21 protein-coding genes are annotated in these 18,828 nt (G+C 41.9%); 3 read left to right on the forward strand and 18 right to left on the reverse strand.

The window, feature by feature from the left end; all coding sequences use genetic code 11:
• Positions 1–512 precede the first annotated feature (512 nt).
• The 18 genes from H589_RS0110120 to H589_RS0110205 all read right to left on the reverse strand — a co-directional run bounded on the left by H589_RS0110120 (position 513) and on the right by H589_RS0110205 (position 15,698).
• The gene (locus H589_RS0110120; RefSeq protein WP_027721896.1) at positions 513–1,505 is read right to left on the reverse strand and encodes a PEGA domain-containing protein; all 993 of its coding nucleotides are present in this window, start codon (positions 1,503–1,505) and stop codon (positions 513–515) included.
• A gap of 84 nt (positions 1,506–1,589) precedes the next feature.
• Complete coding sequence (gene panD, locus H589_RS0110125) at positions 1,590–1,940, reverse strand: aspartate 1-decarboxylase (protein WP_027721897.1); 351 nt, start codon at positions 1,938–1,940, stop codon at positions 1,590–1,592.
• A 178-nt stretch (positions 1,941–2,118) separates the two neighbouring features.
• Complete coding sequence (locus H589_RS0110130) at positions 2,119–2,631, reverse strand: PEP-CTERM domain protein (RefSeq protein WP_027721898.1); 513 nt, start codon at positions 2,629–2,631, stop codon at positions 2,119–2,121.
• A gap of 32 nt (positions 2,632–2,663) precedes the next feature.
• Complete coding sequence (locus H589_RS0110135; RefSeq protein WP_027721899.1) at positions 2,664–2,891, reverse strand: MoaD/ThiS family protein; 228 nt, start codon at positions 2,889–2,891, stop codon at positions 2,664–2,666.
• Positions 2,892–3,152: 261 nt separating this feature from the next.
• Positions 3,153–4,073: a manganese-dependent inorganic pyrophosphatase gene (locus H589_RS0110140; protein WP_027721900.1), complete on the reverse strand. Its 921-nt coding sequence runs from the start codon at positions 4,071–4,073 to the stop codon at positions 3,153–3,155.
• 75 nt (positions 4,074–4,148) lie between these two features.
• Positions 4,149–4,826: a PTS sugar transporter subunit IIC gene (locus H589_RS0110145; RefSeq protein WP_027721901.1), complete on the reverse strand. Its 678-nt coding sequence runs from the start codon at positions 4,824–4,826 to the stop codon at positions 4,149–4,151.
• A 34-nt stretch (positions 4,827–4,860) separates the two neighbouring features.
• A complete protein-coding gene (locus H589_RS0110150) occupies positions 4,861–5,322 on the reverse strand; it encodes a PTS sugar transporter subunit IIB (RefSeq protein ID WP_027721902.1) in 462 nt (153 codons plus the stop codon).
• A gap of 2 nt (positions 5,323–5,324) precedes the next feature.
• Positions 5,325–5,750: a PTS sugar transporter subunit IIA gene (locus H589_RS0110155; RefSeq protein ID WP_027721903.1), complete on the reverse strand. Its 426-nt coding sequence runs from the start codon at positions 5,748–5,750 to the stop codon at positions 5,325–5,327.
• A gap of 38 nt (positions 5,751–5,788) precedes the next feature.
• On the reverse strand, positions 5,789–6,670 hold the full coding sequence (gene rapZ, locus H589_RS0110160; RefSeq protein WP_027721904.1) for an RNase adapter RapZ: 882 nt from the start codon (positions 6,668–6,670) through the stop codon (positions 5,789–5,791).
• A gap of 187 nt (positions 6,671–6,857) precedes the next feature.
• Positions 6,858–7,307, reverse strand: a complete 450-nt coding sequence (locus H589_RS0110165) for a PTS sugar transporter subunit IIA (protein WP_027721905.1) — start codon at positions 7,305–7,307, stop codon at positions 6,858–6,860.
• Between the two features lie 3 nt (positions 7,308–7,310).
• Entirely contained in the window at positions 7,311–7,850 is a 540-nt protein-coding gene (gene hpf / locus H589_RS0110170) for a ribosome hibernation-promoting factor, HPF/YfiA family (protein WP_027721906.1), read from the reverse strand.
• A 49-nt stretch (positions 7,851–7,899) separates the two neighbouring features.
• On the reverse strand, positions 7,900–9,315 hold the full coding sequence (rpoN, locus tag H589_RS0110175; protein WP_027721907.1) for an RNA polymerase factor sigma-54: 1,416 nt from the start codon (positions 9,313–9,315) through the stop codon (positions 7,900–7,902).
• Between the two features lie 335 nt (positions 9,316–9,650).
• A complete protein-coding gene (gene lptB / locus H589_RS0110180; protein ID WP_027721908.1) occupies positions 9,651–10,373 on the reverse strand; it encodes an LPS export ABC transporter ATP-binding protein in 723 nt (240 codons plus the stop codon).
• Positions 10,374–10,401: 28 nt separating this feature from the next.
• Positions 10,402–12,027 (reverse strand): LptA/OstA family protein, encoded by a 1,626-nt coding sequence (locus tag H589_RS0110185; RefSeq protein WP_027721909.1) that lies wholly within the window; start codon positions 12,025–12,027, stop codon positions 10,402–10,404.
• Between the two features lie 48 nt (positions 12,028–12,075).
• On the reverse strand, positions 12,076–12,666 hold the full coding sequence (lptC, locus tag H589_RS0110190) for an LPS export ABC transporter periplasmic protein LptC (protein ID WP_027721910.1): 591 nt from the start codon (positions 12,664–12,666) through the stop codon (positions 12,076–12,078).
• Complete coding sequence (locus H589_RS0110195) at positions 12,667–13,188, reverse strand: KdsC family phosphatase (protein ID WP_027721911.1); 522 nt, start codon at positions 13,186–13,188, stop codon at positions 12,667–12,669.
• Entirely contained in the window at positions 13,178–13,990 is an 813-nt protein-coding gene (gene kdsA, locus H589_RS0110200; protein ID WP_027721912.1) for a 3-deoxy-8-phosphooctulonate synthase, read from the reverse strand. Before kdsA ends, H589_RS0110195 begins: the two co-directional genes overlap by 11 nt.
• A 76-nt stretch (positions 13,991–14,066) precedes the next feature.
• Entirely contained in the window at positions 14,067–15,698 is a 1,632-nt protein-coding gene (locus tag H589_RS0110205; protein ID WP_027721913.1) for a CTP synthase, read from the reverse strand.
• A gap of 286 nt (positions 15,699–15,984) precedes the next feature.
• Here H589_RS0110205 and H589_RS0110210 point away from each other — a divergent pair, with 286 nt between their 5' ends.
• From H589_RS0110210 to H589_RS0110220, 3 genes are all read left to right on the forward strand, one after another.
• Positions 15,985–16,794, forward strand: a complete 810-nt coding sequence (locus H589_RS0110210) for a phosphoribosylformylglycinamidine synthase subunit PurQ (RefSeq protein WP_027721914.1) — start codon at positions 15,985–15,987, stop codon at positions 16,792–16,794.
• Between the two features lie 222 nt (positions 16,795–17,016).
• The gene (locus H589_RS0110215) at positions 17,017–17,454 is read left to right on the forward strand and encodes a nucleoside deaminase (protein ID WP_425411458.1); all 438 of its coding nucleotides are present in this window, start codon (positions 17,017–17,019) and stop codon (positions 17,452–17,454) included.
• A gap of 230 nt (positions 17,455–17,684) precedes the next feature.
• Positions 17,685–18,599 carry a sulfotransferase gene (locus tag H589_RS0110220; RefSeq protein WP_281168143.1) on the forward strand — a complete coding sequence of 305 codons (915 nt, stop codon included), beginning with the start codon at positions 17,685–17,687 and terminating at the stop codon, positions 18,597–18,599.
• The last annotated feature ends 229 nt before the right edge of the window (positions 18,600–18,828 follow it).

Raw genomic sequence — 18,828 nt, forward strand, 5'->3', positions numbered from 1 at the left:
TCACTTTTTAAAAGTTTTTTTTTCCGAGCTCCGTCCAGCAAAACCTTCCGAAACCAGCTCGCGTCATCTATTCAAGATATCCGCTCAGCCTGCTGCTCAATTAAACTTTTATTCAATGATCTCAACACCTTGCGTTTTCGCTCAGTGCGGATTGGGAAACTATGTGAACCCGATCCAGAAGTCAACCGTTTTATGACCGGTCAGTCAAAAAAAATCTCAGCTGCGCTGTGCCACTTAAGGCCGCACTCAGCCGAGAAAGAGGTTCTAGATAAAACACACCGCCACGTCAACTGCTTTTTGAATTATTTGTTATATATCTGCAACATTGGAAGTGAAAATGGCTTAATTACAGGGGTTGATGTTTTCAAGGAACCTAAGAATCAAAATTATATAAGAGGCAAAGGTGATTCTTTACCTCTTATATATACACTAGGGCCGACAGCAATATCTATTAGAATAACACATAAGGCTCAGATTTATTATCCGAGCATTAAGGAATTCTATCAAAAAAACTAGTCACCTAATAATGTATCCAAAGCTTCTACTGCTTTCTCCGGATTTATACTTACTCCAGCTTTTACTTTCGTTTCAGAAGACTTCTTCGTGTAAGTACCATCATTAAACGACTCACTGGAAGACCCACTCTTCCCGGTCACACCGCCATGAACAGTCGGAATCGCCATGGCACCGGCTTCTACTGCGTCTTTCAGAAAATCTTCAGATTTCATTTTGGCAGGAGCAGCAGCGTCTATATTGGAATCTTCTCCTGTTATCATTGATGTAGAAGCACCATTTCCTAAAATCTGCCACTTACCGTCCGCAACGCGACTGGCTTTGGCATCATAATTAGTAGTTTCACCATTAGCAGTCATTTTCAGGAGGAAAGAACGGGTCGGTTTGTTATATCCGGGAAGTGATTTTCCTGCTCTGACTACATATTTTATTTTAGTCTGAGCATTAGTCCAGTTAAACCGAGCGTCCGGTTTCATATTTTCCAGTATATAGCTGATTTCAGAGCGATCTGTATCTGTCAGACTCCGGATATCAGGTGAAACTGATCCTGTAAGATAATCTGCCCTACCAGATAAAGGTATAAGGCGCACTGACACAGCTGACGGCGACAAAACGTAGGCATCTCCACTCTGCTCTTGTGAATCTATTGAATTAACACCCTGCATCACGCCCCAGGCCGCTTTATCCCCAAAAGCAGTTGATGATGACTGCATGCCTTGAGACACTGCATTCATCATAACCTTCTCCTGCTGATAAACACGCTTAATAACCACATCCTGCTGCTGAAACTGATCTTTAGTAATTGTAAGGATATGGTCTGCATTACGCGGCAAATCGACTGTACATGGAGCAGTACATGCAACTTTACCGTCAGCATACACTGTTGCCCCCATAGGATTCGTTGAAACAGGTATAGACTGCATTTTAACAGCAGGGGTACACCCTGCGGCAAAAGCAAGTCCGATAATACCTACTAATAATTTGTTTTTCATCTTACCTCCCTTGGTAGCATACAATATATAGTAATACTGAAATAAAAAAAAGGCGCGGAATTCCGCGCCTTTTAAATTGAGCAATTAAGCTTTCTTGACCTTGTTACCATCGCCCAGCAGGATAACCTTCGGCTTATGCAACGCAAGCTCATCTTCATCGAGCCAGCTGTAAGTGCATATGATAATTTTCTGCCCCACCTCCCCTTTATGGGCGGCAGCACCGTTAAGACAGAACTCACCCGGCCCACCTTCAATAGCGTAGGTGGTAAGTCTCTCTCCGTTGTTGACGTTAAGAACATCTACTCTTTCATACGGGAGAATCCCCGCCTGTTCCAAAAGATCTACATCAATAGAAATAGACCCCTCATAATCGACATTTGCATCGGTAATGGTGGCTCTATGTATTTTTGATTTTAAAAGGCAACGACTGCCCATGATTTCCTCCTTCAGGCTATTTATATGGATACCTGAACGGCTAAGCCGATATCATGCAATTTTTTGCTTAGCAATATCATAAATAATATTTAAATTTTTTTTGTCAAAATTCAGGTACTAAGAAAACAAAAAAGGCCGGAATTTTCCGACCTTTTATTATCAATTTAAAAAACAGAATTTAACTAATTGAAAACCTGCGTCTGACAAATGCCAGAAGTGAAAGTCCACATCCGAAAATCAACACTGCGCCCGGTATAGGAGTCGGAGCGTGACTGATCTCACCTGTAGAGTATGTCCAATTCTTCTTGTTGAAAGTATTATAAGACATAGTACCGGTTATAGTTGAAAGCTTACTGATTTCAGCCCACTCAACATCGAACTTTGTCCTGGAACTTGGAGCGGTAAACTGAATAGAAGAGAAAACATCCTTAACGCCTGCTTCGGGCCCAGTAAACAGCACACTGGTCTTAGAATCATCAGCAAACTTCCATGTCCATCCTTTCGCAGAATGCTTATCGAACTTGATGCTCTTGAAATCAACGTTCTGATCATTTACCCAAAACTGCATTGTGTGAACACTGGAAAGTTCATTCGCTAGAGTATCAGATTTTATAGTTGAAGCACTGGCAATAGAAGCCACAAACAAACAAATAACTGTGCTCAGAATAAAAACCTTAATTAACCTTGTCATATTAAACCCCTCCCCATAATTAACAAATAAAATCAACCACCACCAACAGCTGGAAAAACACCGACCCTATCGCCGGCTGCTAGTGGCGCATCAAAACTTGAAGATCTACCATTAATAAATACTATTTTAACTTCATCAATAGGAATACCTATTCTTTCAAGTACATCACCTACTGTCTCACCTGCATTTACAGGAAAATTATCTGAATTTTCAGGGCTCTTAGCAGCAAAAGTTGCGTAACAAAGTAAAGTAATATTCATAATATCCTTTGTATCTTTACATTAAAACCTCTGACAGTACCAGACAAATAAATATGCTCCCAATATCATTATAAAACTAGCAATTTTTATTCCATGACTTTATTGCAAGCTAACTGACATATTCATAAACAGTAATTATTATCGTAAAAAATATCTTGGATAAAATCAACCAGCGAAATTAAATTATAATTCAATTTTTTGACAAAAAAAATCCGGCAGAAGTAACTCTGCCGGATTTAAATAAGCCTTAATTATACTTAACTATGCGGAGAAAGCTTTCTCGAAGTTAGGTACAACTTGTTTTTTGCGGGACATTACGCCTTCGAGGTATACTTTGGTACCTTCAGGAGCAACACCGAATGCTTTTTCAACAACAGAAGGATCGTCAGAAACGATAAGCATTTCGGAACCTTCTTTCATGATGTCGGTAAGCAGCAGAAAACAGCTGTGACGACCGTCAGCTTTAACTTTTTCAAGTTCAGCGTACAGGTCACCTTTGATTGTGTCGAAAACAGAGAGGTCAACAACTTCAAGCTGGCCAATACCGACTTTTTTGCCGGACATATCGAAATCTTTGTAATCACGGAAGATGAGGTCGTTCATGGAAGCACCTGCAACAGCAGACTTAACATTGAACATTTCCATTCCGAGAGCCATAACATCTGCAACACCTGCAATTTTAGCCAGATCAGCAACAGCAGCTTTATCAGCTTCTGTGCAGGTAACGGACTTAAACATTACGGTATCGGACAGGATAGCACAGAGAAGTATGCCAGCAATGTTTTTAGGAACTTCTACATTGTAGAATTTGTACATTGCAGTGATAACAGTACCGGTGCAACCAACAGGCCATACCCACATTTCGAGGGGATTGGGAGTAGTTACATCACCAAGTTTGTGATGGTCAACAACTGCTACAACTTCACCCTTACCAAGGTTGTCCATGGACTGAGACAGGTCAGAATGGTCAACAAGGATGACTTTCTGATCAGTAGCGTCGGTCATGATTTCGGGAGCAGCGCAACCGAATTTTTCCAGTACAAAAGCAGTTTCAGGAGCGATTTCGCCCTGTGCAACAGCTTTAGTTTCTTCTTTGACCTTGGACCAGAGGTCTGCGATTGCAATTGCAGATGCAATTGTATCGGTATCAGGGTTTTTGTGTCCAACAGCAATAATAGCCATAATTAAATTCCTCCTCAAAATATGGTAGCTTAAATGAGCTTGTGTCTTCTATCACAATCTTCTTTCGATGCCAAGTCATACGATCCCAGCAAGGATGATAAAGCCGAAAAAAACAACGCCGAAGACGAATGTAGCGTATGCTTTACGCAATCTCAGCCCCAAAAGGCCTCCAAGACTGGCAGCAATCCATAAAAAAGACCATTTCATATCCACACCGGCGACCACAGGGCCCCATTTGTGAAAAAATATACAAAGCATATAATGAAGGATTATGGTACTTGTCCAGAAAAAAAGCCAAGAAGTTGCAAATGTTCTTAAAATAGATTGTAAAACCAGATTGGCAGGTACTGATTCTCCGGTTTTTCCGCGGCGCGCCCAGTTGAGTAATCTATGGTACCCCCTGTTATGCCAAGACCTTAGAGAGGAGTCGAGCCATGCGCCAATTCTTGCTAATGGCAAGCAGGCAAGAATAATAATCATAACCTGTCTGGCTTCGGTAAAAGCAAAAGAAGTAGTGAGAGCTAGTGCTGCAAAAGTAGAAGCAAGTATATGTGGTGGAATGTAAGTTCCGGCAGGAATATTATCCAACCAGAAAAGCTCAAAGAAGACAGCAATCTTAAGACTTGTAGCCACGTCTCCGGTTACCGCACCCCATAAGGCTCCAACAACCAGAGGCCGTTCAAGCAGACCGGGATTTATTGTAAAACGGAAAAGTGAAAAAACAGCAAAAAAAAACCGATTAACGCAACCCACGCAGAAAAAGGTAATGCCAGTCCTTGCAGAAAAATCATAAAAACCTCACCTGAACAGGATCATTAGGTACGCAGCGAAAATCAAGTTCAATCCCGCGTCCTTTAAAATAATGCAGGCAGGACTCGTCATCTGAACTGAGAGCTACGCTTGGGGAGATTTGTTTTTTTCCGGGACCGTAATGAATATTACCGATATTAATAGAGTTGAAGTGAAATCCGTGATCAAGAGCTCTGCGGACATCGGCACAAGAGGAAAAAAGAACTATCATGCCACCAGAACAGTCACCAACAGTCATAAGTTTATCTTGAAGCCCTTCAACCGTAGAAAACGAACAATTTATGGATTGTGGAATTGCCAGAGACATAATCTGCTGCTGCAATGTATCCTCCGCAACTGCATCGTTTGCCACAATAATATTCTTGGCATGTGTATAGGGCAGCCATGTTTCAATAATTTGTCCGTGGACAAGTCTATTATCTATTCGCACCCACTGCATAACTAACCCTTCGAAGTTCGTTTTCGCAGCATTTCACCTGCAATGACAATACCCTTGGTTCCGGCTTTACTGACTTCTTCGGCCATAACCTGCAAAGACTCATTACGTTTCTGCAATGCCTTAAGCAGCATAGGCAGACTTACGCCCGTCACCACCTCGACATCATCATGCAGCAGCGAAAGACTCAGATTGGTTGGGGTTCCGCCGAACATATCAGTCAAAATCAATACACCGACACCGTTTGAAACCTCTGCAATATTGGATTTAAGAGACTCCACAGCTGCATCAATGCCTTGCGAGACATCAACACTCAGTGACAGTATAAAATCCTGAGGCCCGACAATAAGTTCAGCGGCTTCGATCAGCGATTTTCCAAAGTTACCATGAGTAACCAGTACTATTCCGATTTTACTAGATTCTTTGCCCATCAAATATCCCAATATAGTGCGAAGTCAAAAATGACAGATTACTTTAAATGAATATGCTTATGTTCAAGAGAAACAGAGTACCCGTTATCTTTAAGTGTGGCAAATATCCTTTCAGCGGTTGCCACGGAACGGTGTCTGCCCCCTGTACAGCCAACTGCAATAGTCAGTCTGTACCTTCCCTCTTCCTCATACAGAGGAAGCACATATTGAAGGAAATCGAGATATTTCTCAATAAAAATTGAACCGGGTTCCGTGTCGAGAACATAATCCGCAATAGCTTTATCCTGACCGGACAAAGGCCGGAGATTCAAGTCGAAATACGGGTTAGGCAAAAAGCGAAGATCCATTACCATATCTGCAGCCGTCGGGACATCATGCTTAAAGCCGAAAGACATTACATGCACACGCAGTCCAAATGATTTTTCAGTCAGAGTTGACCATTTTTCCTGAATTCTACGACGCAGATCGTGGATAGAATACGTAGTTGTGTCTAAAACTACATCAGCCTGGGTGCGGAGAGGCTCAAGCAGTCTTTTCTCTTCTTCAAGAGCCTGTTCAAGACCTATCTGCTTTGACTCAAGAGGATGCAGGCGACGTGTAGTTGCATACCTCCGGACCAGTTCCGGAAGTCTTGCTTCAAGAAATAGAAGACTTGGCTTAATACCGTCGCGTGCCAGTTCTTCACATGCTGTATGCCATTCTTCTGTAAACTCCATCTGCCGTAGATCCATGCCCAGTACTAAACCTTTATACAAACCACCCTGGCATGAAAACATTTTTACCATTCTGGGAAGCATGCTGCCCGGCAGACCATCAACACAGAAAAAACGGAGATCTTCAAAAACTTTAAGAACAGTCGACTTACCGGCCCCAGAAAGTCCACTTACAACTATGACTGGAAATGAATCAATATTTTCCACCTAAATTACTCCTCAACATAGTCATGATATTTGTATTTTGATCCAGCTTAAGTCAATCATCCGTATAGAAACTAAATAAGCAGTTGCTTACATTTCCCAGCTTTTGTAAAGAAGTTTATAAGCCCGCAAAGTAAATTAGCAATGACTTTCGTTCATTGCTAATTATATTAAAACTTATTCACTGGAATCAGTTGAGGCCTAGCAGCTTCAGCAATTCATCTTTATCATTGGTATTTATAAATGCCTGCCGAAATGCTTCATCTTTAAGCTGCCGTGATATTTGTGCCAATACTTTTAAATGAGTTCCGGCTCCCTGTTCAGGAGCCAGAACCATAAAAAATATTTTGCACTGTTTCATGTCCAACGAGTCAAAATCGACACCATCAGCAGATCTGCCGACAATTACAACAATTTCTTCAAGACATTCCAGTTTTCCGTGGGGGATGGCTATGCCATCCCCTATACCGGTTGTTCCAAGTTTTTCACGATCAATCAGGACCCGCATGGCTTCATCCACGTCAATTTCAAGACCTGTGCCTTCAAGAGCGGAAACCATTTCCTTTAGAACTTCAGCCTTTTCAGAGCTTTGCAGTTCATAAATAACCAGATCCTTTACCAGATTATCACTTATATTCATCAGTTAGTATCCCGGGTCAATCAAACCGAAGTCGCCGTTATTACGACGGTATATTACATTAATAGCTTCGTTATCCGCATTTCTGAAAACAAGGAACTCATGATCAAGAGACTGGAGCTGCTCAGCAGCTTCATCAATACTCATGGGCTTAGGCACAAAGGAATCTGATTCAACAATTACAGGTTCTCTGTAAACGTCTTCTTCCGCATAGCTCAAAACGTCCATACGAGCAGGAATATCTTCCTTACGTCTATGACTCCTCATCTTTTCACGTGCGCGGCGAAGCTGGGCTTCGAGCTTGTCCAGAACCATATCCACGGTGGAATACATGTCCTCGGACACCTCATATGCAGAGATCTGCAAATGATCAGAGCTCAACACAACTTCTGCAACATGCCTGAACTTCTCCACTGAAAGATTCACCTGCATTTCAGTGTTATCAGGGTTTGTTACAAACTTGACAAGCTTGGAGAATCGAGTGTTTGCATATTCCTTCAGATGTTCAGATGCGTCGAAGTTCTTAAAGGTAAATACAATGTTCATAAAGAGCCTCCTTCGTAATGGGTGAATATGCTTGTTCTCCGGACTTACATTAGAAAACCTTTTTCCTCTTGGACGAGGACAGGATTCCCATTGCAGTCCTGTACTTGGCTACAGTCCTTCTCGCGATGTTGACTTCAAGCTGCTGTTTAAGCAATTCAGCAATTTTTTCGTCACTGATGGGTTTCTTACTGTTTTCTTCACTGATCAATTTTTTGATCGTTGCTTTTACAGATTCAGAACCGACCTGAGAACCATCATCAAGACCGAGAGCACTGTTAAAGAAAAATTTAAGTTCAAAGATCCCGTGAGGTGTCGACACATACTTATTTGTAGTGATGCGGCTCACCGTAGATTCATGCATCTCAATATCTTCGGCAACCTCCTTCAAAATAAGCGGTTTTAACTTTGTAACACCTTCTGAAAAAAAACCTCGTTGAAATCTTACTATGGATTCCAGGACCTTATACAGGGTTCTCTGCCTCTGATACAGGCTCTTCATGAGCCACTGCGCCGAGCGCATCTTTTCCTGAAAATATTCCTTATCCTCTCCCTTAGTGGATGCCAGTGTCTCCACATAAAATGCATTCATCTGCAACTTTGGAAGACCGTCTTCGTTTAAAACTATGACAAAATCACCATCATATTCATAAACATAAGCATCAGGGCTGACATAGAAAGAGTCTCCGCCTGAAAAACTTGCTCCGGGTAAAGGATCAAGTATCTGCATCAAGTCAAGATAACTCTTTAAATCTTCCATACTAAGCTTGAATTTACGGGCCAGAGGCTTATACCGCTTCTTTTCCAGATCATCCAGATGATCCCGTACAAGTGAGACCAGAATAGGATCATCATCAAGCTTAAGCACTTCCATTTGAATCAGTAAACATTCCTGAGGAGTACGTGCAGCCACCCCCACAGGGTCGAATCTTTGTATCCTATGCAGAACCTCTTCAACTTCTTCGATTTCAGCATAACACGTTTCACAGACTTCTTCCAACTCAATCCTTAAAAAGCCACCTGAGCTAAGATTACCAATAATGCAGTCGCCAATGGCCACTTCCTTTTCAGTAAAATCAGATAAACACATCTGCCAGCTCAAATGTCCATCAAGAGAAGTTGACTTGGTCAATCGTGACTCAAAAGACATTCCGTCTTCAAATGCTTCTGATTCACGTGATGATGACTGCTTGGAAGTACTTGAAAACTCACCGAGATAATTTTCCCAGTCAGCATCTTTGGAAATCTGAGCATCTTCAGCTGTTGCTGTTCCGGCATCAGCATCAGGAGAATCAGTTCTTTCAGCTGCCTCTGCTTCCTCAAGGATCGGATTTTCCATTAGTTCCTGATGAACGGAATCAACTAACTCCAATCTGGAAAGCTGCAACAACTTGATTGCCTGCTGCAACTGAGGAGTCATCACCAGTTGCTGAGTAAGCTTTAATTGTTGTCTAAGTTCCAACCCCATAAATGTCCGCCACCTTCGTAATTTAATACAATATATTCAATTAGAAATAATTTTCGGCAAAAAAAACTAAGTCAGCCCTTTATAAATTTGCTCTTCACTACTCTATGGGCTTATCTAAAGTATGCCACACTACTTTGCAGCTTGCAACAAGTTGTACAGATTTATCTGTAATTACTGACTTTTTTAATTTACATTAAGACATATGAAAAAAGTGTACCAATGTTCTTCAAAACTGTAAATCAGCAATGACAAAATTAATAAAAACTAGCAAAAAAATGCCGAATTCCAACAGGAATCCGGCATTAAAAATATCCACATTTCTATAGCAGTGTAGCTTATAAACTGAAACTGTCACCCAGATAAAGACGTCTGGCTTTGGTATTCTTCACAATACTCTCAGGTGAACCGTTGAGAATAACCCTACCCTCGTATACCAGATAGGCCCGATCACAAATGGAGAGTGTCTCACGGACGTTATGGTCAGAAATAAGAATACCCAGCCCCATATCTTTAAGGCTGGAAATAATATCCTGAATATCAATTACCGCGATAGGGTCGATCCCAGCAAATGGTTCATCGAGAAGGATGAACTTGGGATTGTTGATCATAGCCCGAGCTATTTCCAAACGTCTCCTTTCGCCACCTGACAGATACATGGCTTTCTGGTCAGCCAGGCGAAGAATATTAAGCTGGTCAAGCAATTCATCAGCTCTCTTACCGACGGCTTTACCTGAAAGTCCGGTATGCTCGATAATAATTTCCAGATTTTTACGCACAGAAAGCTTTTTAAAAATAGAACTTTCCTGTGGCAGGTAACTGATTCCCTGACGGGCTCTCTCATGCAGAGGCAGTCTGGTAATCGTTTTTTTATTGTAATAAACCTCACCGGAAGTAGGTTTAACAACACCGACCAGCATATAAAATGTAGTAGTTTTACCTGCCCCGTTAGGACCAAGCAATCCCACAACTTCGCCTTCACGCACGGTAAGATTGATACCGCGTACAACTTCTTTCGGTCCGTAACATTTGACCAGTTTCTTGGCGACAATTGAATTCATAATATTCCCATATATTACAGATCGGGGCTTAGGGGCCTACGTTTTTTGGAGTATAGAAAATCGCCTCAATAGGCTTCTTGCCACCAACAACTTCAGAGCGGTTTTCTTTAAGATAAAACTTGATAAGGTTACCCTGTACAAGGTTAGGACCATCCTCCAGTCTGGCATTACCTTCCATGAGAATAATGGAATCTGCCACAATATAAGTAAGTTTGTCACAATCGCCTTTGCGCTTGTTCATGACAACCTTAACATTGCCCTGAGCAACAATTCTTTTTATCTTTTCCTGTGTATCGGCAAGGGAATCACCATCAGGTCGCAGGTGAGCGGTCAAAGTATCAGATGTAAGGGTAACATCAAGGCGAACAACTTTCACATTACCGGCAAAAATAATGCTGTTATTGTTCTCGCTGAAAGTCATTTTAGTAGAAGTAATTTTGATAGGCACATCATCAGGACCGCCTGCGGGCTTTCTCTTTACCGGAGTATCTTTTTTCTTTTCCGCAGGAGCCTGGGATTGCAGATATGTTCCATAAACATAACCTATGCGTTTAGCCTCCTGCCCTTTTACAGTTTTAAATACAGGGTACCATTTACCTTCCTGAGCACCTACAGTAACAGCATCACCTTGCTCCAACTTGTCAACTATGAGAGATTTTGCATCGGGTTGCGACCGGACATTGAGTACCGCCATGGAATACATGGTTTTAGTTACAACAGGAGCATCGAGAATCTCCTGCATAGCATCTTCCATCGCATCAAGCTTATCTTTACGTATAGCCTCATCCGTAATCTTTTTCTGTTTAACGGCTGCAATCTCAGCTTTACGGGCATCAATACCGGCCATTTGCTGCTGTTCAAGATTTTTAGGATAAGCGGCTAAAAAAGGTCCCCATGCATAACCCCAGACAGGAGTATCTTTCTTTACAAGAGTATCGATACGATAAAGAGCGTACATTCCACCCTTTTCAGCTCCAACCTGAGCTCGATGACCAGGACTGAGAATGCCTACAGTCTTAGAAGTTGAAACAGGCTTTTCTATTACATTAATTTTTCGCACAGCATAACGGATGCGGGCATCATCGAGAGCAATGTCAACCTGCTCTTTTTTTACATAACCCAAAGCTCCCGCTTCAGAAGTAACTTTTCCGTCTGCTTTAAAAACTGCGTACCAGCCGTCCCTAAGAAAACCGACCTTAATTTTATCACCGGTTTTAAACATTCCTCCTGTGGAGGATTTTACTGTGCGCTCAAGATAATATTTTAAATCTTTGCCCAGATAACGGACATCACCCCAGTCTACGAGGGGACAGTCTGATGAAACAGGAATTACTACTTTTTTAGAAATATAACCTACAGGATTTTTCAATTCTCCATCAGCAGCCGGATAGACAGGAAGCCAGCCTTTTTTTTCCTTACCAACTAAAAAACCCTCGGCAGGAGAAAGAACCCATACGACAGGTGCTTTCAAAGAGGGAGTTTCCCTTATATTAGCAATATATTTCGTAACATTAAGTTTAGATTTATCATATGCATGAGCCTTAGAGCCTACGGCAAGTGCGAAAAAAAACACCATACAGGCAAATGTATGGAGTAGAAATACAGAAAATGAACGACTGCGGAACAATGAACTTCTTTCAGATGTGCTAATCAAATGATTACTCGCTTCTATTATATTTCTTAATGCTCTTTTCATAATGATTTATTCAGGCATTGCCACCATATTCGGAGAAATAAGTGCTTCCATTCCATCTTCAATCATTATTTCACGGGTGACAAGATTAACCTTCACCCTTTTGGACATTATGTATACGGAAGGACTCTGCACTTTTACATTACCTTCCAGAAAAAGCATATTATCTTTAGGCTTAAAATTAAGGCGATCAGACTTAAGCTGCATGTCTCCATAGTGGCCTTGCACGGTATCCCAGAGTTTCAGCCCCTCACCTTTCTGACTGACTTCACCATGCAGAGCACGTACAAAAACTTCTTTACGGTCACGCCCCAGATAGTATGTTACGCGAGGCTTATCCGCTATGACCAATCCATTTTCCTGATCATAGTCAGCACTTCCGGCCCTCAGAATCCACTCCACATCTCCGCCTGTACCCTGAATAAGTTCAATCTCCTCAGCGGAAATATCAGATTTCTTCTGATTTGCCACAATAGGATTTTCAACCAGAGCACGAGCCATATGCGGATACGAAGCATACTTCTTGCCAAGAATAGTCCCGGCAGCAAGTCCGAGAAACACGGCTAGTATAAAATATAAAACAGCACCGAATCGGGCCATTTAGCCTGCCCACTCTTTCCAGATTTCACTAAGCTTCCCTTGTGCATCCAGAATGTACGAAATAGCTTCTCTTACAGCTCCATGACCGCCCTTCTTACTGGAGATCCACTTACTGACACCAAAAAGCTCAGGTTGAGAATTTTTAACAGCCATAGGCAGACCAACCCGCTTCATAACCGGAACATCAATCCAGTCATCCCCGATGTATGCGACTTCTTCGTCAGTCAAACCTTTTTTTGCCAACAGCTTCTCATAAAACGGAAGTTTCTCCCTTTGCCCGGGATAATACTCAGTAATCCCAAGCTCGCTCACCCGCTTTTCAACAGCGCCATGATTAAGTCCGGTAATAACTGCAACTTCAATTCCTGCCTGCTGTGCAAACTTAATCCCCAGCCCGTCCTGCACGTTGAAACGTTTGCTCACATTACCGTCTTTATCATAATAAAGTCCGCCATCAGTCAGCACACCGTCAACATCGAGAATAAGTAATTTAACTCTGCGAGCATTTTCTTTAGCAGGCATAGTTCACACTCCATCCGGCAAGCAGATCTTTAATTAAATCTTCAGTCCGCTCAAGAGGCCAGCTGTTAGGGCCGTCGCATAAAGCACATTCAGGATCAGGATGAACTTCCATAAACACGCCTGAAGCACCTGCTGCAATTGCTGCACGCGACAAAACAGGTACAAATTCACGCTGTCCGCCGGATTTACCGTCCAGACCACCGGGAAGCTGTACAGAGTGCGTAGCATCAAAAACGATCGGGCAACCGAACTCTTTCATAATTGCCATAGAGCGCATATCCACAACAAGATTATTGTAGCCGAAACTTGATCCACGCTCAGTGAGCCAGATACGCTCTGTTCCTGCCTCACGCAGTTTACCAACAACATGGCTCATTTCGTGAGGAGCGAGAAACTGGCCTTTTTTTACGTTAATAACCCGTCCAGTTTCAGCTGCGGCAACCAGCAGATCGGTCTGTCTGCACAGGAATGCCGGAATCTGTATAACATCGGCAACTTCGCCGACAGGCGCAGCCTGATCCGGGGTATGGATATCAGTTACAACAGGTAAACCGGTCTCATCTTTTATACGCTGCAACCATTTAAGCCCTTCCTCCATGCCCGGACCTCTGAACGATTTGATAGAGGTACGATTAGCTTTGTCGAAAGAGCTTTTAAAAATAACTGTAACATCAAGACGTTCAGCAATACCTGCCAGCACTTCTGCAGACCGCAAGGCAACGTCCATGTTTTCCAAAGCACACGGCCCGGCTAAAATAAAAGGACCATGTAAACTTTTCTGATATAATTCATCGGGAGTCATATGCTGCCCTCCAAATATAAAGGATGCCTGAAAGTACCATAAACAATACTTTCAGGCAGCCTGTAATTTTTATAAATTATTTATTGTCACGGGCAGCTTTGATGAAATCCCTGAACAAAGGATGTGCGTTCATTGGAGTAGACTTGAATTCCGGATGGAACTGACAGCCGAGGAACCATGGATGATCGGGTACTTCCACGATTTCAACCAAAGTTTCATCAGGAGAAAGACCGCTGAGTACCAGACCTGCTTCAACAAGCTGGTCAGCGAATTTTTCTTTATTAAATTCGTAGCGATGACGATGACGTTCCTGAATTGCTGTTTTACTGTAAGCATCCATTGCTTTAGTACCTTCAACAATTTTACAGGGGTAAGCGCCAAGACGCATTGTTCCGCCCTTATCACTTTCTTCACAGCGACTTTCAGTTTTTTCAGTGCGGTAATCAAACCATTCTTTCATCAGATAGATAACTGAATTTTTACCGTGCTTGTCGAATTCTTCAGAGTTCGCATCAGTAAGACCAAGTACATTACGTGCATATTCAATAACTGCACACTGCATACCAAGACAAATACCGAAGAAAGGCACTTTGTTCACACGAGCATATTCAATTGCTGCAATCTTGCCTTCCACACCCCGAGAACCGAAACCGCCCGGAACCAGAACGCCGTCAATGCCGGCCATTTTTTCTTTCACATTTTCACGGGTGATCTCTTCGGAGTTAACGTAACGCAGTTTAACTTTAACATCATTTGCAACGCCGCCATGAATAAGTGCTTCATGCAGACTTTTATAAGCTTCTTTCAAATCCACATATTTACCTACAATAGCAATTGTGGTTTCACCTTTAGGATTCTGGAGCTTATAGTTAAGTCTTTTCCATGGCTCAAGGTTACAATTCTTAGCAGGAAGATTAAGCATAATAGCAATCTTCTGATCCAGTCCTTCCTGATAAAAACTTAGTGGAACTTCGTAAATGGATGCAACATCAACGGCAGTAAAAACTGCATCACGATCAACGTCACAGAAAAGTGCAATCTTGCGTTTGATATCTTCATCCAGTTCAACTTCACTGCGGCAAAGGATAATGTCGGGATGAATACCGATGCTGCGCAGTTCTTTTACGCTGTGCTGTGTAGGCTTGGTTTTTACTTCACCGGCAGCTTTCAGGTAAGGAACAAGTGTCAAATGAATATAAAGGACATTTTCACTGCCCAGCTCGGAGCGAAGCTGGCGGATTGCTTCCAGAAAAGGAAGACCTTCGATATCACCTACAGTTCCGCCGATCTCAATGAGAGCTACGTCTTCACCATTAGCAACACCTTTAACAGCATTTTTAATCTCATCCGTAATGTGGGGGATAACCTGTACAGTACCACCGAGATAATCACCGCGACGTTCTTTATTAATAACGGTATGGTAGATGCGGCCGGATGTGAAGTTATTGTTCTGACTGAGCGGCACATTTAAATAACGTTCATAATGCCCGAGGTCGAGATCGGTTTCTGCCCCGTCATCAGTTACGTAAACTTCTCCATGCTGAAATGGATTCATTGTACCTGGATCAACATTAATATAAGGATCAAGCTTCTGAATTGTTGCGGTCAGACCTCTTGCTTTCAAAAGTGCGCCGATAGATGCGGCTGCCAGACCTTTACCCAGTGAGGACAACACGCCCCCGGTGATGAAAATAAATTTGGTTTTCATAATGCTCCCGTCCCATGGCGGATTATTTATTTAAAATTATCGCTGCTACATAATACAAAAAGTACAGCGAATAAAGTCAGTATCACAAAAAAAACACAAAACGAGACCCACCCCGTAAACAATCTCTATTCAGGCGTTTCCCACTTAAAAAATATGTGTTAGCGGTACGTCCTGAGGAATATAGACTGTTGACGGGAAGCTGACCCGCAATTATGTTCCTCTCTTCAAACAAGGACTAGATAGTCTTTGAATATTTCTATTGTCAACATCTGGAGGACAAAAATATATGGCTCGCGTTAAAGTTTTAGTCATTACCGGTTACGGAACCAACTGTGAAAACGAATCTGCTCATGCCGCTAAGAAAGCAGGAGCAGACGAAGTAGACATTACCTACTTCTCTGACCTTACTGCAGGTAAAAAGACCCTAGAAGGTTATAATTTCTTGATTTTTCCAGGTGGATTCCTTGATGGAGATGACCTTGGATCAGCTCAGGCTGCGGCGCTTCGCTGGAAACATGCCCAGACTGCCGACGGTCATCCGCTGGTAGATCAGATAAAAAAATTCTTTGACGATGGCGGAATTATTCTCGGCATCTGTAATGGATTTCAGCTGCTGGTTAAACTAGGACTGCTTCCCGCTGTCGGTGGCGAATATTTTACACGTCAGGTTTCCCTGAGTCATAATGACTCCGCAAAATACGAAGATCGCTGGGTTCACCTCAAAGCCAACCCCGCGTCTCCTTGTGTTTTCACTAAAGAAATTGACACCCTTAATGTTCCTGTTCGCCACGGTGAAGGTAAAATTGTTCCTGCTGATGATGCCATGATGGATAAAATCGTGGAGAACAATCTCATCGCTCTGCAGTACATTGATGCTGAATCTGGTGACGTTACTCAGGAATACCCCGCTAACCCCAACGGTTCTCCCCTTGGTATTGCAGGTCTTACCGACCCGAGCGGACGCATTCTTGGACTCATGCCGCATCCTGAAGCATACAACCACCCCACCAATCACCCCAAGTGGACCAGAGGTGATATTCCCGTGCTGGGTCTGACTTTGCTTGAAGGTGGCGTAAACTACATTAAATCATTATAGATTACATGTGCCAAAGTACTTTTTAACGACGATTCGCATCGACTTATAAAGTATCTGACAGTCCTTAAACGCGGACTGATTTCTTAGCTTAGAAAAAACTTAACAAACAGGAGGAGGGAGAATACTTCCTTCTCCTTTTTATTTTTTATGAGCAGCAATAAAATCATCATCAGGGGAAATCCTCCAGTAGAGCCGCCGCAAGGTCAAACCTGGCGGTCAATGATGGATATTGCCATACGGGCTGGATTCAAAGCCCGTCAAAACGATGAAGTTCCAATAGGAGCAGCATTATTTACTGCCGAAGGAGAGCTGCTTGCCACTGGAAATAATTCTCCCGTCACCGATAACGACCCCACCGCACATGCAGAAGTAAGATGTATCCGCAATGCCTGTAACACGCTTAGTAATTACCGATTACCCAGAGGAACGATTCTGGTTGTTACTCTGGAACCATGCATTATGTGCCTAGGAGCAATAATTCACTCCAGAGTTGCAGGAGTAGTCTTCGGAGCACCGGACCCCAGAGCAGGGGCTGTTGTCTCAAATCTGGAAGGAACAGAACTCCCCTTTGCCAATCACAAATTCTGGACAATAGGCGGGGTCAGCGAAGAAGAGTGCAAAACCATGCTGCAAAGTTTTTTTCTACAACGCAGAAAATAAAGCCTCCCATTATATCTTTAATCCATCATCCATTCCAATTTCTATCTAATTAATATACAGATACTAATTCCATTAGAGAATAGTATTATTGTCTGGTACAGCAAAATCTGAGGCAAAAAATATATTCTAATCTATTGGCTTATGGATAGACTTGATATTACTTTGAGACAGGAGTGAAGATGGAAAAAATATTTTTTATAACCGGACTTCCGAAGACATGATCTACGTGGATTAAGAATATGCTTAATGACGTTAAAGGCATTTGCTGTATCGGAGAGGGACTTTTCTTTGCGTCTGGTTTAAAAAATACACCATCACTTTATGATTCAATCTATAAATCAGTTTACCAATGGGGTGATTATGTATGCGAGCGAAAACAAAATTGGCTTGATGATCTGGTTGAAATAAAAACAGTTGAAAAGCGTAATTTTGTTTCTGAGGACAGTAAAATCAACATCACCCAGAAAATGGCTGACCAAGCTACCCGTGAAATTGTGCTTAACTGTTTTTTACGGCGGCTAGCAGAAAATACGGCTATTGGAGATAAGACGACAGCTCTCTCTGCTGAAGTTTTTTCGCGTATTCAGAGAGTTTTTCCTGAAGCAAAAATTATTTTTTTGCATCGTAATTTATACGATTTTCTAGCTTCCTACATAATGCATTTCTATAGATCTACTAAGACAAACAGAGCTGATGCAGAAATGTGCAGATTTACAATAAACGATTTTTTAATGATCGATTCTTACCAGAAAAATGAGCAAGGTGATATTATCACAGCTAAAACTCTTAAAAAATTCATTAACGATTGGAAGTGCATGAATATAAAATTTGAAAAATACAAATCAAATAATCAGAGTGTCTTAGCACTTAAATATGAAAATATTAAATCTGATCCTATAAAATATTTTTCAAAAATTGTTCAATTCATACATCCTCATTCTGACGTTGATAAATATCAAAATATTATTGAAAACTGGTCCTTTGATTCAAAGAATATGTCAACCGGACCTTCAAAAGCACATGTAAATTCTCGTATTACAGGATATGGCAAGGCTATGTTCAGTGAAAATCTACAAAATATTGTAGAAAACGAATTGAGCAGATTCGATCCTGGGCTACAACAATCCGCACAGCATAAGTTATAAGCTTCTGACGTCTTCAGTTATTCATTATGTGAAACCACTAAAGACTCACAAGATATTTACTTCGCAGCATCATTCATCACATGCTTCAAACTATAAATCTTTTTAATCTCAACCACCTGTCATCACGATAAAATTTTACAAATTATACCAGATAGAGCTTCATTTAAGCTTGCGAAATAAAGCAAGAGTAGCTATACAAACTTCTTCCACAAGGCTGGAAGTCCTTTTT

Source organism: Maridesulfovibrio zosterae DSM 11974 (assembly GCF_000425265.1).
Lineage (GTDB): Bacteria > Desulfobacterota > Desulfovibrionia > Desulfovibrionales > Desulfovibrionaceae > Maridesulfovibrio > Maridesulfovibrio zosterae.